At 59.2% G+C, this 14,314-nt stretch carries 27 protein-coding genes; all 27 read left to right on the plus strand.

Going from position 1 to position 14,314, the window contains the following annotated elements; all coding sequences use genetic code 11:
• Window positions 1–8: 8 nt before the first annotated feature.
• The 27 genes from rplD to ACFPU0_RS19155 all read left to right on the plus strand — a co-directional run bounded on the left by rplD (window position 9) and on the right by ACFPU0_RS19155 (window position 14,273).
• A complete protein-coding gene (rplD, locus tag ACFPU0_RS19025) occupies window positions 9–611 on the plus strand; it encodes a 50S ribosomal protein L4 (protein WP_377694835.1) in 603 nt (200 codons plus the stop codon).
• Entirely contained in the window at window positions 608–907 is a 300-nt protein-coding gene (gene rplW / locus ACFPU0_RS19030) for a 50S ribosomal protein L23 (protein WP_377694836.1), read from the plus strand. The genes rplD and rplW overlap by 4 nt, the downstream gene beginning before the upstream one ends.
• Before the next feature lie 11 nt (window positions 908–918).
• The gene (gene rplB / locus ACFPU0_RS19035) at window positions 919–1,740 is read left to right on the plus strand and encodes a 50S ribosomal protein L2 (RefSeq protein WP_016490534.1); all 822 of its coding nucleotides are present in this window, start codon (window positions 919–921) and stop codon (window positions 1,738–1,740) included.
• A gap of 14 nt (window positions 1,741–1,754) precedes the next feature.
• Window positions 1,755–2,030 (plus strand): 30S ribosomal protein S19, encoded by a 276-nt coding sequence (gene rpsS, locus ACFPU0_RS19040; RefSeq protein ID WP_347808168.1) that lies wholly within the window; start codon window positions 1,755–1,757, stop codon window positions 2,028–2,030.
• 13 nt (window positions 2,031–2,043) lie between these two features.
• Window positions 2,044–2,376: a 50S ribosomal protein L22 gene (gene rplV, locus ACFPU0_RS19045; RefSeq protein ID WP_007161246.1), complete on the plus strand. Its 333-nt coding sequence runs from the start codon at window positions 2,044–2,046 to the stop codon at window positions 2,374–2,376.
• Between the two features lie 13 nt (window positions 2,377–2,389).
• The gene (gene rpsC, locus ACFPU0_RS19050; protein ID WP_028629286.1) at window positions 2,390–3,076 is read left to right on the plus strand and encodes a 30S ribosomal protein S3; all 687 of its coding nucleotides are present in this window, start codon (window positions 2,390–2,392) and stop codon (window positions 3,074–3,076) included.
• 12 nt (window positions 3,077–3,088) lie between these two features.
• Window positions 3,089–3,502: a 50S ribosomal protein L16 gene (gene rplP / locus ACFPU0_RS19055; protein ID WP_016490537.1), complete on the plus strand. Its 414-nt coding sequence runs from the start codon at window positions 3,089–3,091 to the stop codon at window positions 3,500–3,502.
• The gene (gene rpmC / locus ACFPU0_RS19060; protein ID WP_016490538.1) at window positions 3,502–3,693 is read left to right on the plus strand and encodes a 50S ribosomal protein L29; all 192 of its coding nucleotides are present in this window, start codon (window positions 3,502–3,504) and stop codon (window positions 3,691–3,693) included. Before rplP ends, rpmC begins: the two co-directional genes overlap by 1 nt.
• Before the next feature lie 2 nt (window positions 3,694–3,695).
• A complete protein-coding gene (gene rpsQ, locus ACFPU0_RS19065; RefSeq protein WP_021219597.1) occupies window positions 3,696–3,962 on the plus strand; it encodes a 30S ribosomal protein S17 in 267 nt (88 codons plus the stop codon).
• Window positions 3,963–3,984: 22 nt separating this feature from the next.
• Window positions 3,985–4,353 carry a 50S ribosomal protein L14 gene (gene rplN / locus ACFPU0_RS19070; protein ID WP_003448734.1) on the plus strand — a complete coding sequence of 123 codons (369 nt, stop codon included), beginning with the start codon at window positions 3,985–3,987 and terminating at the stop codon, window positions 4,351–4,353.
• Window positions 4,354–4,365: 12 nt separating this feature from the next.
• Window positions 4,366–4,680 (plus strand): 50S ribosomal protein L24, encoded by a 315-nt coding sequence (gene rplX, locus ACFPU0_RS19075; RefSeq protein ID WP_271410431.1) that lies wholly within the window; start codon window positions 4,366–4,368, stop codon window positions 4,678–4,680.
• A gap of 20 nt (window positions 4,681–4,700) precedes the next feature.
• Entirely contained in the window at window positions 4,701–5,240 is a 540-nt protein-coding gene (rplE, locus tag ACFPU0_RS19080; protein ID WP_377694837.1) for a 50S ribosomal protein L5, read from the plus strand.
• Window positions 5,241–5,253: 13 nt separating this feature from the next.
• Window positions 5,254–5,559, plus strand: coding sequence for a 30S ribosomal protein S14 (rpsN, locus tag ACFPU0_RS19085; RefSeq protein ID WP_028629283.1), 306 nt, complete (start codon window positions 5,254–5,256; stop codon window positions 5,557–5,559).
• Between the two features lie 191 nt (window positions 5,560–5,750).
• Window positions 5,751–6,143 carry a 30S ribosomal protein S8 gene (rpsH, locus tag ACFPU0_RS19090; RefSeq protein WP_377694838.1) on the plus strand — a complete coding sequence of 131 codons (393 nt, stop codon included), beginning with the start codon at window positions 5,751–5,753 and terminating at the stop codon, window positions 6,141–6,143.
• Between the two features lie 13 nt (window positions 6,144–6,156).
• Window positions 6,157–6,690 (plus strand): 50S ribosomal protein L6, encoded by a 534-nt coding sequence (rplF, locus tag ACFPU0_RS19095; protein ID WP_028629281.1) that lies wholly within the window; start codon window positions 6,157–6,159, stop codon window positions 6,688–6,690.
• A gap of 10 nt (window positions 6,691–6,700) precedes the next feature.
• Entirely contained in the window at window positions 6,701–7,051 is a 351-nt protein-coding gene (gene rplR / locus ACFPU0_RS19100) for a 50S ribosomal protein L18 (protein ID WP_044872684.1), read from the plus strand.
• 3 nt (window positions 7,052–7,054) lie between these two features.
• Window positions 7,055–7,555: a 30S ribosomal protein S5 gene (rpsE, locus tag ACFPU0_RS19105; RefSeq protein WP_377694839.1), complete on the plus strand. Its 501-nt coding sequence runs from the start codon at window positions 7,055–7,057 to the stop codon at window positions 7,553–7,555.
• Between the two features lie 2 nt (window positions 7,556–7,557).
• On the plus strand, window positions 7,558–7,734 hold the full coding sequence (gene rpmD / locus ACFPU0_RS19110; protein WP_036991154.1) for a 50S ribosomal protein L30: 177 nt from the start codon (window positions 7,558–7,560) through the stop codon (window positions 7,732–7,734).
• 3 nt (window positions 7,735–7,737) lie between these two features.
• On the plus strand, window positions 7,738–8,172 hold the full coding sequence (gene rplO / locus ACFPU0_RS19115; protein WP_377694840.1) for a 50S ribosomal protein L15: 435 nt from the start codon (window positions 7,738–7,740) through the stop codon (window positions 8,170–8,172).
• The gene (gene secY, locus ACFPU0_RS19120) at window positions 8,173–9,501 is read left to right on the plus strand and encodes a preprotein translocase subunit SecY (RefSeq protein ID WP_377694841.1); all 1,329 of its coding nucleotides are present in this window, start codon (window positions 8,173–8,175) and stop codon (window positions 9,499–9,501) included.
• Window positions 9,502–9,531: 30 nt separating this feature from the next.
• Window positions 9,532–9,648, plus strand: coding sequence for a 50S ribosomal protein L36 (gene rpmJ, locus ACFPU0_RS19125; protein WP_003093693.1), 117 nt, complete (start codon window positions 9,532–9,534; stop codon window positions 9,646–9,648).
• 132 nt (window positions 9,649–9,780) lie between these two features.
• On the plus strand, window positions 9,781–10,137 hold the full coding sequence (gene rpsM, locus ACFPU0_RS19130; RefSeq protein WP_028629276.1) for a 30S ribosomal protein S13: 357 nt from the start codon (window positions 9,781–9,783) through the stop codon (window positions 10,135–10,137).
• Window positions 10,138–10,167: 30 nt separating this feature from the next.
• Complete coding sequence (gene rpsK, locus ACFPU0_RS19135) at window positions 10,168–10,557, plus strand: 30S ribosomal protein S11 (RefSeq protein ID WP_003093689.1); 390 nt, start codon at window positions 10,168–10,170, stop codon at window positions 10,555–10,557.
• 16 nt (window positions 10,558–10,573) lie between these two features.
• The gene (gene rpsD, locus ACFPU0_RS19140) at window positions 10,574–11,194 is read left to right on the plus strand and encodes a 30S ribosomal protein S4 (protein WP_377694842.1); all 621 of its coding nucleotides are present in this window, start codon (window positions 10,574–10,576) and stop codon (window positions 11,192–11,194) included.
• Window positions 11,195–11,216: 22 nt separating this feature from the next.
• Complete coding sequence (locus tag ACFPU0_RS19145) at window positions 11,217–12,218, plus strand: DNA-directed RNA polymerase subunit alpha (RefSeq protein WP_069081981.1); 1,002 nt, start codon at window positions 11,217–11,219, stop codon at window positions 12,216–12,218.
• A gap of 44 nt (window positions 12,219–12,262) precedes the next feature.
• Window positions 12,263–12,652 carry a 50S ribosomal protein L17 gene (rplQ, locus tag ACFPU0_RS19150; RefSeq protein ID WP_004419938.1) on the plus strand — a complete coding sequence of 130 codons (390 nt, stop codon included), beginning with the start codon at window positions 12,263–12,265 and terminating at the stop codon, window positions 12,650–12,652.
• A 175-nt stretch (window positions 12,653–12,827) separates the two neighbouring features.
• On the plus strand, window positions 12,828–14,273 hold the full coding sequence (locus tag ACFPU0_RS19155; RefSeq protein ID WP_377694843.1) for a catalase: 1,446 nt from the start codon (window positions 12,828–12,830) through the stop codon (window positions 14,271–14,273).
• The last annotated feature ends 41 nt before the right edge of the window (window positions 14,274–14,314 follow it).

Raw genomic sequence — 14,314 nt, forward strand, 5'->3', positions numbered from 1 at the left:
AAGCTGAGATGCAATTGAATGTAAATGGCGCTCAGGCTATCGAAGTCTCCGAGCGTACCTTTGGCGGTGAGTTCAACGAGACCCTGGTACACCAGGCAGTTGTTGCCTACATGGCCGGCGGCCGTCAGGGCACTCGCGCGCAGAAGACCCGTTCCGAAGTTTCTGGTGGCGGCAAGAAGCCGTGGCGTCAGAAGGGCACTGGTCGTGCTCGTGCTGGCACCATTCGCAGCCCCATCTGGCGCTCCGGCGGTACCACCTTCGCTGCCAAGCCCCAGGATCACTCCCAGAAGCTCAACAAGAAGATGTACCGCGCTGCCCTGCGTTCCATCCTCTCCGAGCTGGTCCGTCAGGATCGTCTGGTGGTGGTTGAGGACTTCGCTGTTGAAGCTCCGAAAACCAAGGCTCTGCTGGGCAAGCTGAATGGTCTGGGCCTGACTGACGTGCTGATCGTTTCCGATGCCGTTGATCAGAACCTGTACCTGGCTGCTCGCAACCTGCCGCACGTTGACGTTCGTGATGTACAGGGTTCCGACCCGGTTAGCCTGATCGCCTACGACAAGGTGCTGATCACCGTCTCCGCAGTGAAGAAATTCGAGGAGCTGCTGGCATGAACCAGGAACGCGTATTCAAGGTGCTGGTTGGCCCGCACATCTCCGAGAAGGCCACCATGCTGGCCGACGGTAAGAGCCAATTCGTTTTCAAGGTTGCCACCGATGCAACCAAGCTGGAAATCAAGAAGGCCGTTGAAACCCTGTTCAGCGTGAAGGTCGCTCGCGTCACCACCCTCAATGTGAAGGGCAAGACCAAGCGTACCGTTCGCGGTCTGGGCAAGCGTAACGACTGGAAGAAGGCGTACATCGCTCTTCAGCCGGGCCAAGATCTCGATTTCGCCAGCAGCGCTGAGTAAAGGGGTGCATCATGGCAATCGTTAAATGCAAACCGACCTCCGCTGGCCGCCGTTTCGTGGTCAAGGTGGTCAACCAGGAGCTGCACAAAGGCGCTCCCTACGCACCGCTGGTCGAGAAAAAATCGAAATCCGGTGGTCGTAACAACAACGGCCGCATCACCACCCGCCACATCGGCGGTGGTCACAAGCAGCACTACCGTCTGGTCGACTTCCGTCGCAACAAGGATGGCATCCCTGCCACCGTTGAGCGTATCGAATACGACCCGAACCGTACTGCTCACATCGCTCTGCTGAAGTACGCCGATGGCGAGCGTCGCTACATCATCGCGCCGAAGGGCGTGAGCGCTGGCGACCAGCTGATCTCCGGCGTCAATGCACCGATCAAGGCCGGTAACACCCTGCCGCTGCGCAACATCCCGGTTGGTAGCACCGTTCACGGCATCGAACTCAAGCCCGGCAAAGGCGCGCAAATCGCCCGTTCCGCTGGTGCTTCCGTTCAGCTGGTAGCTCGTGAAGGCGCCTACGTGACCCTGCGTCTGCGTTCCGGCGAGATGCGCAAAGTCCTGGCCGAGTGCCGTGCGACCCTGGGCGAAGTCTCGAACTCCGAGCACAGCCTGCGTTCGCTGGGTAAAGCTGGTGCCAAGCGCTGGCGTGGCGTTCGCCCGACCGTTCGCGGCGTGGCGATGAACCCGGTAGACCACCCGCATGGTGGTGGTGAAGGTCGTACCTCTGGTGGCCGTCATCCGGTGTCTCCGTGGGGCTTCCCGACCAAGGGTGCGAAGACCCGCGCGAACAAGCGCACCGACAACATGATCGTCCGTCGCCGTAAATAACCGAGGATACGACAGTGCCGCGTTCTCTGAAAAAAGGTCCTTTTATCGATCTTCACCTGCTGAAGAAGGTCGAAGTGGCGGTGGAGAAAAACGATCGCAAGCCGGTTAAAACCTGGTCGCGTCGCTCCATCATTCTGCCGCAGATGGTTGGTCTGACCATCGCGGTTCACAACGGTCGTCAACACGTCCCGGTCCTCGTGAACGAAGACATGGTCGGCCACAAACTCGGCGAGTTCGCTGCTACCCGCACCTATCGCGGTCACGCTGCGGACAAGAAAGCCAAGCGTTAAGGGGTAAGGAAAGATGGAAGTAGCCGCTAAGCTGTCGGGCGCTCGAATCTCCGCCCAGAAAGCCCGCTTGGTCGCCGACCAGATCCGCGGGAAGAAAGTGGGCGAAGCGCTCAACCTGCTGACTTTCAGCAGCAAGAAAGCCGCTGAAATCATGAAGAAAGTGCTGGAGTCGGCCGTTGCCAACGCCGAGCACAACGAAGGCGCTGACGTGGACGATCTGAAGGTCTCCACTGTCTTCGTCAACGAAGGGCGTTCGCTGAAGCGCATCATGCCGCGTGCCAAGGGCCGTGCTGATCGCATCGTCAAGCGGTCTTGCCATATCACTGTCAAGGTTGCGGACAAGTAACGGAGTCGATCAGATGGGTCAGAAAGTACATCCCACTGGCATTCGCCTGGGCATCGTCAAGGAGCACACCTCCGTTTGGTACGCAGATAAGCGCACTTATGCCGACTATCTGTTTGCCGACCTGAAGGTGCGTGAGTACCTCCAAGACAAACTAAAAAGCGCGTCCGTAAGCCGTATCGATATCCATCGTCCGGCTCAAACCGCACGCATCACCATCCACACCGCCCGTCCCGGTATCGTGATCGGCAAGAAAGGTGAGGATGTCGAGAAGCTGCGCCAGGACCTGACCAAGCAAATGGGTGTGCCGGTGCACATCAACATCGAAGAGATCCGCAAGCCGGAGCTCGACGGTATGCTGGTTGCGCAGAGCGTAGCTCAGCAGCTGGAGCGTCGCGTGATGTTCCGTCGCGCCATGAAGCGCGCTGTACAGAACGCCATGCGCATTGGTGCCAAGGGCATCAAGATTCAGGTGAGTGGTCGTCTCGGTGGCGCTGAAATCGCCCGTACCGAGTGGTATCGCGAAGGTCGTGTGCCCCTGCACACCCTGCGTGCCGACATCGACTACGCAACCTATGAAGCGCACACCACCTACGGTGTGATCGGTGTGAAGGTTTGGATCTTCAAGGGTGAGGTCATCGGTGGCCGCCAGGAAGAGCTGAAGCCGGTAGCGCCCGCTCCTCGTAAAAAAGCTGCTAAGTAAGGAGTACGCCAAATGCTGCAACCAAAGCGTACAAAATTCCGCAAGCAGATGACCGGCCACAACCGTGGTCTGGCTCAGCGCGGTAGCAAGGTCAGCTTCGGCGAGTTCGCGCTGAAGGCCACTGGCCGCGGTCGTCTCACCGCCCGTCAGATCGAGGCTGCACGTCGTGCCCTCACTCGTCACGTGAAGCGTGGCGGCAAGATCTGGATCCGTGTATTCCCGGACAAGCCCGTTACCAAGAAGCCCCTGGAAGTACGTATGGGTAAAGGTAAGGGTGGCGTCGAGTACTGGGTAGCCCAGATTCAACCGGGCAAGGTCCTGTACGAGATCGAGGGTGTTTCCGAAGAGCTGGCGCGTGAGGCATTCGCCCTGGCTGCTGCAAAGCTGCCGCTCGCCACCTCCTTTGTTAAGCGGACGGTGATGTGATGAAAGCGAATGAACTTCGTGAAAAATCCGTACAGCAGCTGAACGAGCAACTGCTCGGCCTGCTGCGCGACCAGTTCAATCTGCGCATGCAGAAGGCAACTGGCCAGTTGGGGCAGTCTCACCTGCTCTCGCAAGTGAAGCGCGACATCGCTCGCGTGAAAACTGTGCTCAACCAGCAAGCAGGTAAGTAATCATGGCTGAAGCTCAGAAAACCGTCCGCACGCTGACCGGCCGTGTCGTCAGCGACAAGATGGACAAGACCATCACCGTTCTGATCGAGCGCCGCGTGAAGCACCCGATCTACGGTAAATACGTGAAGCGTTCGACCAAGCTGCACGCCCACGACGAAACCAACCAGTGCCGCATCGGCGACAAGGTCACCATTCGCGAGACCCGTCCGCTGGCCAAGACCAAGTCCTGGGCCCTGGTGGAAGTCGTCGAACGTGCCGTGGAAGTCTAAGGACTAAGGGTCGGAGAAAGATATGATTCAGACTCAATCCATGCTCGACGTCGCTGACAACAGCGGTGCTCGTCGCGTTATGTGCATCAAGGTCCTTGGTGGTTCGCACCGTCGCTACGCCGGTATCGGCGACATCATCAAAGTGACCGTGAAAGAAGCGATTCCGCGCGGCAAGGTGAAGAAAGGCCAGGTAATGACCGCTGTCGTGGTCCGTACCAAGCACGGCGTTCGTCGCCCTGACGGCTCGATCATCCGCTTCGATGGCAATGCCGCCGTCCTGCTGAACAACAAGCAGGAGCCGATCGGCACCCGTATCTTCGGGCCCGTGACCCGTGAACTGCGTTCCGAGAAGTTCATGAAGATCGTCTCGCTCGCCCCCGAAGTGCTGTAAGGAGAAGCCGTCATGCAAAAGATTCGTCGTGACGACGAGATCATCGTCATCGCCGGCAAGGACAAGGGCAAGCGTGGCAAGGTGCTGAAGGTTCTCGCCGACAGCCGTGTGCTGGTCAGTGGTGTAAACCTGATCAAGCGCCACACCAAGCCGAACCCCATGGCCGGTGTCCAGGGCGGTATCGTCGAGCGGGAGGCGCCGCTGCACCTCTCCAACGTGGCCATCTTCAATGCCGAAACCAACAAGGCTGATCGCGTTGGTTTCAAGGTTGAAGAAGGTAAGAAAATTCGTGTCTTCAAGTCGACCCAGAAACCGGTTGATGCTTGAGAACTGCTAGGTAGATAACCATGGCACGACTGAAAGAGATTTACCGGAACGAAATCGCTCCGAAGCTGAAGGAACAACTTCAGCTCGCCAACGTGATGGAAATTCCGCGCATCACCAAGATCACCCTGAACATGGGTCTGGGCGAAGCCATCGGTGACAAGAAGGTCATCGAGAGCGCCGTAGCCGACCTGGAGAAGATCACCGGCCAGAAAGCCATCGTGACCTACGCCCGCAAGTCCATTGCAGGCTTCAAGGTTCGCGAAGGTTGGCCGATCGGCGTCAAGGTCACCCTGCGCCGTGATCGCATGTACGAGTTCCTGGATCGTCTGCTGTCCATCTCCCTGCCGCGCGTGCGTGACTTCCGCGGCCTGAATGCCAAGTCCTTCGACGGTCGTGGCAACTACAGCATGGGTGTGAAAGAGCAGATCATCTTCCCGGAAATCGATTACGACAAAATCGATGCGCTGCGCGGTCTGGACATCACCCTGACCACCACCGCCCGTACGGACGAAGAAGGTCGTGCCCTGCTGCGCGCCTTCAACTTCCCGTTCCGCAACTGATTGGAGTAGGAATATGGCCAAGCAGAGCATGAAGAACCGCGAGCTGAAGCGTCAGCAGACGGTTGCTAAGTACGCCAAGAAGCGCGCTGAGCTGAAAGCTACCATCGCCAACCCGAACTCCACTCCGGAAGCTCGTTGGGAAGCCCAGGTAGCCTTGCAGAAGCAGCCCCGTGACGCGAGCGCCTCGCGCCTGCGTAACCGCTGCCGCATCACCGGTCGTCCGCACGGCGTTTACCGCAAGTTCGGCCTCGGCCGTAACAAGCTGCGTGAAGCTGCCATGCGCGGTGATGTGCCCGGCCTGGTGAAAGCCAGCTGGTAATGATCGTCGGTTGGGCCGGTTCCGGCCGGCCAAGCCCAGGTCATCTGAATCAAGCCCCTTTTGGGGCTTGATTCGTTTCTGGACTATCTCTAGAATGTCCGGCTCGCCCGAGCCTGGCATCAGTCCGTCCAGTGTTCGCGTGTGACTCTAGCCGCAAGGCTATTTCTTTTTGTATCAGGAGCATCTAGCCCATGAGTATGCAGGACCCGTTAGCGGACATGCTAACTCGTATCCGTAATGCCCAGATGGCTGAAAAGTCTGTCGTAAGCATGCCGTCCTCCAAGCTGAAGGTGGCAGTGGCCAACGTTCTGAAGAGCGAAGGTTACATCACGGGATACCAAGTCAGCAGCGACACCAAGCCGCTGCTGTCCATCGAGCTGAAGTACTTCGAAGGCCGTCCGGTCATCGAGGAACTCAAGCGCGTAAGTCGTCCTGGCCTGCGCCAGTACAAATCCGTCGATCAGCTGCCGAAAGTACGTGGCGGCCTGGGCGTATCGATCGTTTCCACCAACAAGGGTGTGATGACTGATCGTGCTGCTCGCGCTGCTGGTGTTGGTGGCGAAGTGCTCTGCACTGTGTTCTAAGGGGGGTTGAAGCATGTCTCGCGTTGCTAAGAACCCCGTCAAGCTGCCCGCTGGCGTTGAAGTCAAGATCGCTGGTCAGCAGCTCTCGGTGAAGGGTGCCAAGGGCGCTCTCGAACTGAAAGTGCATCCGTCCGTGGAAGTTCTCGAGGAATCCGGTGAGCTGCGTTTCGCTGCTCGCAACGGCGATCAGCAGAACCGCGCCATGGCCGGCACCACCCGTGCGTTGGTCAACAACATGGTGATCGGCGTCAGCCAGGGCTTCGAGCGCAAGCTCCAGCTGGTCGGCGTTGGTTACAAGGCTCAAGCCAAAGGTCAGACGCTGTCCCTGGCTCTCGGCTTCTCGCATCCGGTGGATTACGAACTGCCGCAAGGCATCACCGCTGAAACCCCCAGCCAGACCGATATCCTGATCAAGGGCATCGACAAGCAGCTGGTCGGTCAAGTGGCCGCTGAGATCCGCGACTTCCGTCCGCCGGAGCCTTACAAAGGCAAGGGCGTACGTTACGCCGACGAAGTCGTTCGTCGTAAAGAAGCTAAGAAGAAGTAGGGCATAGCAAATGAGCGTAAAGAAAGAAACTCGTCTGCGTCGCGCTCGCAAGGCACGCCTGAAAATGCGCGAGCTGGAAGCCGTACGCCTCTGCGTGTATCGCTCTTCCCAGCACATCTACGCCCAGGTCATTTCGGCCGACGGCGCCAAGGTCCTGGCCAGCGCCTCGACCCTGGACAAAGAACTGCGTGACGGCGCCACCGGCAACGTCGACGCGGCCAAGAAGGTTGGTCAGCTGGTTGCCGAGCGTGCGAAAGCCGCTGGTGTCACTCAGGTGGCATTCGATCGTTCTGGCTTCAAGTACCACGGCCGCGTCAAGGCGCTGGCTGATGCTGCTCGTGAAGGCGGGCTGGAGTTCTAAGTTATGGCAAATAACGAGCAAAAGCGCGACGAAGGCTACATCGAGAAGCTGATCCAGGTTAACCGCGTTGCCAAGACCGTAAAGGGTGGTCGTATCTTCACCTTCACCGCGCTGACCGTGGTTGGCGATGGCAAGGGTCGCGTTGGCTTCGGCCGCGGCAAGTCCCGCGAAGTGCCGGCTGCCATCCAGAAGGCGATGGAAGCTGCCCGCCGCAACATGATCCAGGTCGACCTGGACGGCACCACCCTGCAGTACCCGATCAAGTCCGCCCATGGCGCCTCCAAGGTGTTCATGCAGCCGGCTTCCGAAGGTACCGGTATCATCGCCGGCGGCGCCATGCGTGCCGTTCTGGAAGTGGCCGGTGTGCAGAACGTTCTGGCCAAGTGCTACGGCTCCACCAATCCGGTGAACGTGGTTTACGCCACCTTCAAGGGTCTGAAGAACATGCAGTCCCCTGAGTCCGTTGCGGCCAAGCGTGGTAAGAGCGTCGAGGAGATTCTCTAATCATGGCAACTGTCAAAGTAACGCTGGTCAAGAGCGTTAACGGCCGTCTGGCCAACCACAAGGCTTGCGTCAAGGGTCTCGGCCTGCGTCGCATTGGTCACACCGTAGAAGTTCAGGACACTCCTGAGAACCGCGGCATGATCAACAAGGCTTACTACCTTCTGCGTGTCGAGGGTTAATCCATGAAACTGAACGATCTGCGTTCCGCGCCGGGTGCCCGTCGCGAAAAGCACCGTCCGGGCCGTGGCATCGGTAGCGGTTTGGGTAAGACTGGTGGCCGTGGTCACAAAGGTCAGACCTCCCGCTCCGGTGGCACCATTGCTCCGGGCTTCGAAGGCGGTCAACAGCCGCTGCATCGCCGTTTGCCGAAGTTCGGCTTCGTTTCCCTGAAGGCTATGGATCGCGCCGAAGTGCGTACTTCCGAGCTGGCCAAGGTCGAAGGCGACGTCATCACTGTGCAGGCGCTGAAGGATGCCAACGTGATTAACCAGAACGTACAGCGTGTGAAAGTCATGCTGTCCGGCGACGTTACTCGCGCGGTCACCCTGAAAGGTATCGCCGCCACCAAGGGTGCGCGTGCGGCTATCGAAGCAGCTGGCGGCAAGTTCGAGGACTAAATGGCTAAGCAAGGTGCTCTCTCCGCGCTCAGCAATGGCGGGTTGTCCGAGCTCTGGGCTCGACTGCGTTTCCTGTTCCTGGCGATCATCGTCTACCGGATCGGCGCGCACATCCCAGTGCCCGGCATCAACCCTGACCGGCTGGCCGAGCTGTTCCGGCAGAACGAGGGGACCATTCTTAGCCTGTTCAACATGTTCTCCGGCGGCGCGCTGGAGCGGATGAGCATCTTTGCACTGGGGATCATGCCGTACATCTCGGCGTCGATCATCATGCAGCTCATGACCGCCATCAGCCCGCAGCTGGAGCAGTTGAAGAAGGAAGGTGAAGCTGGCCGTCGCAAGATCAGCCAGTACACCCGCTACGGCACTGTAGCCCTGGCGCTGGTCCAGGCCATCGGCATGTCCATTGGTCTGGCCAGTCAGGGCGTCGCTTTCTCGACTGATTTCGGCTTCCACTTCGTGGCTGTCACCACCTTCGTGGCTGGTGCGATGTTCATGATGTGGCTGGGCGAACAGATCACTGAGCGCGGTGTCGGCAACGGTATCTCGATGCTGATTTTTGCTGGCATCGTGGCCGGTCTGCCGAGTGCGGTCGGGCAGTCCTTCGAGTCTGCTCGTCAGGGCGATATCAATATCTTCGCCCTGGTCGCAATCGGTCTGCTGGCAGTAGCGATCATCGGTTTTGTGGTGTTCATCGAGCGTGGCCAGCGTCGCATTGCGGTGCACTACGCCAAGCGTCAGCAGGGCCGCAAGGTCTTCGCTGCGCAGACCAGCCACCTGCCGTTGAAGGTGAATATGGCCGGCGTTATCCCGGCTATCTTCGCCAGCAGCATTCTGCTGTTCCCGGCCTCTCTGGGCGCCTGGTTCGGCCAGTCCGAAAGCATGGGCTGGCTGCAGGACGTCGCACAGGCTATCGCTCCTGGTCAGCCGTTGAACATTCTGCTGTTTAGTGCAGGGATCATTTTCTTCTGCTTCTTCTACACAGCGCTGATGTTCAACCCGAAAGACGTGGCGGAGAACCTGAAGAAGTCCGGTGCCTTTATTCCGGGCATCCGTCCGGGCGAGCAGTCGGCACGCTATATCGATGGCGTACTGACCCGCTTGACCATGTTCGGTGCTCTGTACATGACGGCTGTTTGCCTGCTGCCCCAGTTCCTGGTGGTTGCAGCGAACGTACCGTTCTACCTTGGCGGGACCTCGTTGCTGATCGTGGTCGTGGTTGTGATGGACTTTATGGCCCAAGTACAATCGCACCTCGTTTCGCACCAGTACGAATCCCTGATGAAGAAAGCCAACCTGAAGGGCTACGGCAGCGGCATGCTCCGCTGACCCAGTTCCGTAAGGTTCTAGGAGTTACTGATGAAAGTTCGTGCATCGGTGAAGAAGCTGTGCCGCAACTGCAAGATCATCCGTCGCGACGGTATCGTTCGCGTGATCTGCAGCGCGGAGCCGCGTCACAAGCAGCGCCAAGGCTGAGTGTGATTCACGCGTTATGAGCCCGGCAGCTAGTGCGCTGCCGGGTTGATTATTCGTTTTTACAGCGCTAATATCTCGCGCCCTTTTCTTGGCTTCCGGGGCGTAGGTAGCTGTCAACTGGAGTTTCACTGAATGGCCCGTATTGCAGGCGTCAACATTCCAGATAACAAGCACACTGTTATCTCGCTGACCTACATCTACGGTGTTGGTCGCACCACTGCGCAGAACATCTGCGCTGTCACCGGCGTAAACCCGGCGGCAAAGATCAAGGATCTCTCTGACGAGCAGATCGAACAGCTGCGTGGCGAAGTCGCGAAGCTCACCACCGAAGGTGACCTGCGTCGCGAAATCAACATGAACATCAAGCGTCTGATGGACCTGGGCTGCTACCGCGGTCTGCGTCACCGTCGCGGCCTGCCTGTTCATGGCCAGCGTACCAAGACCAACGCGCGTACCCGTAAGGGCCCGCGTAAGCCGATCCGCAAGTAATTGCGCCCGCGAATCGACAGGAATTAAGTCATGGCTAAGCCTGCTGCTCGTCCTCGTAAGAAAGTCAAAAAGACAGTGGTGGATGGGATCGCCCATATCCACGCTTCTTTCAACAACACCATCGTTACCATCACTGATCGTCAGGGCAATGCACTGTCCTGGGCGACCTCCGGTGGTTCCGGTTTCCGCGGCTCCCGTAAGAGCACTCCGTTCGCTGCCCAGGTTGCAGCCGAGCGTGCCGGTCAGGCAGCTCTGGAGTACGGCCTGAAGAACCTCGACGTGAACGTCAAGGGCCCGGGTCCGGGTCGCGAATCCGCTGTGCGTGCACTGAACGCCTGCGGCTACAAGATCGCCAGCATCACCGACGTGACGCCCATCCCGCACAACGGATGCCGTCCGCCGAAGAAGCGTCGCGTGTAAAAGGAGACAGTGAGAAATGGCTCGTTACATTGGTCCCAAGTGCAAACTGTCCCGTCGTGAAGGTACCGACCTCTTCCTGAAGAGTGGTGCTCGCGCGCTCGAATCCAAGTGCAACATCGAATCCGCTCCTGGCCAGCACGGTGCCCGTCGTGGCCGCCTGTCCGACTACGGCACCCAGCTGCGTGAAAAGCAGAAAGTGCGCCGTATCTACGGTGTCCTGGAGCGTCAGTTCGGCAACTACTACAAAGAAGCTGCTGCCCGTAAAGGCGCTACCGGCGAAAACCTGCTGCAACTCCTCGAGTGCCGCCTGGACAACGTCGTGTACCGCATGGGCTTCGGCGCTACCCGTTCCGAGTCCCGTCAGCTGGTTTCCCACAAGGCCATCAGCGTCAACGGTCAGACCGTGAACGTTCCGTCCTACCAGGTTAAAGCTGGTGACGTGGTTGCCGTTCGCGAGAAGTCGAAGAACCAACTGCGTATCGCCCAGGCCCTCGAACTGTGCGGCCAACGCGGCCGTGTGGAGTGGGTCGAGGTTGACGCAGAGAAGAAGTCCGGCGTGTTCAAGAGTGTGCCGGCTCGCAGCGACCTGTCCGCCGACATCAACGAAAACCTGATTGTCGAGCTCTACTCCAAGTAAGGGCTAGAAAATAGGTGCATCCATGCAGAGTTCGGTAAATGAGTTCCTGACCCCCCGCCATATCGATGTGCAGGTGGTCAGTCCGACCCGCGCCAAGATCACGCTCGAGCCTCTCGAGCGTGGTTTCGGCCATACCCTGGGCAACGCGCTGCGTCGCATCCTGTTGTCCTCCATGCCTGGCTGTGCAGTAGTCGAGGCCGAAATCGATGGCGTACTCCACGAGTACAGCGCCATCGAAGGTGTTCAGGAAGACGTCATCGAAATCCTGCTCAACCTGAAAGGCCTGGCCATCAAGCTGCACGGCCGTGACGAAGTAACGCTGAGCCTCTCCAAGAAGGGCTCGGGCGTGGTCACTGCTGCCGATATTCAGCTGGATCATGATGTCGAAATCGTCAACGGCGACCACGTGATCGCCAACCTGGCGGATAACGGCGTCCTGAACATGAAGCTCAAGGTGTCCCGCGGCCGTGGCTATGAGCCCGCCGATGCGCGCCAGAGCGACGAAGACGAGAGCCGCAGCATCGGTCGTCTGCAGCTCGACGCCTCGTTCAGCCCCGTCCGCCGTGTTGCCTACGTGGTTGAAAACGCCCGTGTGGAGCAGCGCACCAACCTGGACAAGCTGGTCATCGATCTGGAAACCAACGGCACCCTGGACCCTGAAGAGGCTATCCGTCGTGCCGCTACCATCCTGCAACACCAGCTGGCTGCGTTCGTCGACCTGAAGGGCGACAGCGAGCCGGTAGTGGTCGAGCAGGAAGACGAGATCGATCCGATCCTCCTGCGTCCGGTTGATGACCTCGAGCTGACCGTACGTTCGGCCAACTGCCTGAAGGCGGAGAACATCTACTACATCGGCGACCTGATTCAGCGTACCGAAGTAGAGCTGTTGAAGACTCCGAACCTGGGCAAGAAGTCCCTGACCGAGATCAAGGACGTCCTGGCCTCCCGTGGTCTGTCCCTCGGCATGCGCCTCGACAACTGGCCGCCGGCAAGTCTCAAGAAGGACGACAAGGCGACTGCCTGATCGTCGTAATCACCGAACGTAGAAGTTTGGTAAGGAATTGAACCATGCGTCATCGTAAAAGTGGCCGTCACCTGAGCCGCACCAGCGCACACCGCAAGGCCATGTTCCAGAACATGGCGGTGTCGCTGTTCGAGCACGAACTGATCAAAACCACCCTGCCCAAAGCCAAGGAACTGCGTCGCGTTGCCGAGCCGCTGATCACCCTGGCCAAGGAAGACAGCGTTGCCAACCGTCGTCTGGCTTTCGACCGCACCCGTTCGAAAGCTGCCGTGGGCAAGCTGTTCAACGACCTGGGCAAGCGCTACGCCAACCGTCAGGGCGGCTACCTGCGCATCCTGAAGTGCGGTTTCCGCGCTGGCGACAACGCTCCCATGGCTTACGTCGAACTGGTTGACCGTCCGGTCGCTGGTGAAGTCGAAGCTGCTGCCGAGTAAATCGGTCGCTGCATGAAAAACCGGGCCTTGCGCCCGGTTTTTTTATGTCATCAGCTTTAGTAATTATCTATTGAATTGTTGATCTTAATAAGTTGGAGCTTTAATTCGGCTGAATCGATACTCCTCCTGTCCGGTCACCCCCGGAGTCATGAAGGCCAAAGATAGGAGATCGAGCATGAGCCAGAAGACCACTCTCACAACCACTGCCGGTAACCCGGTCGCTGACAACCAGAACTCCCTCAGCGCCGGCTCCCGCGGTCCGCTGTTGTTGCAGGACTATCACCTGATCGAGAAGCTGGCGCACCAGAACCGTGAACGTATCCCCGAGCGGGTTGTGCATGCCAAGGGCTGGGGCGCCTACGGAACCCTGACCGTCACCCATGACATCACCCGGTACACCAAGGCAGCCATCTTCTCCGAGGTCGGGAAGACGACCGAAGTTCTCGCGCGCTTCTCCACCGTGGCCGGTGAACTGGGCGCCGCCGACGCCGAGCGCGATGTGCGTGGATTCGCCCTGAAGTTCTACACCGAGCAGGGCAACTGGGACATCGTGGGCAACAACACTCCCGTGTTCTTCATCCGCGACCCGCTGAAATTCCCGGACTTCATCCACACCCAGAAGCGCCACCCGAAGACCAACCTGCGCTCCAATACCTCGGCCTGGGATTTCTGGTCGCTGTCGCCGGAAAGTCTGCACCAGGTCACTATCCTCATGTCCGACCGTGGCCTGCCTACCGACGTGCGCCACATCAACGGCTACGGCTCCCACACCTACAGCTTCATCAATGCCGCCAACGAACGCGTATGGGTCAAGTTCCACTTCAAGACGCTCCAGGGCCACAAGCACTGGACCAACGCCGAGGCCGGAGAAGTCGTGGGCCGCAGCCGCGAGTCCACGCAGGAAGACCTGTTCTACAGCATCGAGAAAGGCGACTTCCCCAAGTGGCGCTTCTGCATTCAGGTAATGACCGAAGAGCAGGCGCGCAAGTCCAGCTTCAACCCGTTCGACCTGACCAAGGTCTGGCCCCATGGCGAGTTCCCGCTGATCGAGGTGGGCGTCCTGGAGCTGAACCGTAACCCGGAGAACTATTTCGCCGAGATCGAGCAGGCAGCGTTCTCGCCGTCCAACGTTGTTCCCGGTATCGGCCATTCGCCGGACAAGATGCTTCAGGCGCGGGTGTTCAGCTACGCCGATGCGCACCGCTATCGCCTGGGCACCCACTACGAGGCGCTGCCGGTGAACGCGCCGAAATGCCCGGTGCACCACTACCACAAGGATGGTGCGATGCGCTTCTTCGCCAACAACCCGAACCCGGACGCCTACTACGAGCCGAACTCCTTCAGCGGACCGGCCGAGTCAGCGGAGTATGCGGAACCGCCGTTGGCCATCGATGGAGCCGCCGATCGCTACGACCATCGCGACGGCAACGACGACTACAGCCAGCCGCGCGCGCTGTTCCAGTTGTTCGATGAAGGCCAGAAACAGCGCTTGTTCGGCAACATTGCCGCGTCCATGGCCGGGGTGCCGCAGTTCATCATCGACCGGCAGCTGGCGCACTTCGACAAGGTGCATCCGGACTACGGCAATGGCGTCCGCGCTGCGCTGAAGGCCACCAGGTAACAATCCATCCCGTGAAGGCGAAAAGGCCGGGCAGCGATGCC

The organism is Pseudomonas sp. GCM10022186 (assembly GCF_042656385.1).
Classification (GTDB): domain Bacteria; phylum Pseudomonadota; class Gammaproteobacteria; order Pseudomonadales; family Pseudomonadaceae; genus Metapseudomonas.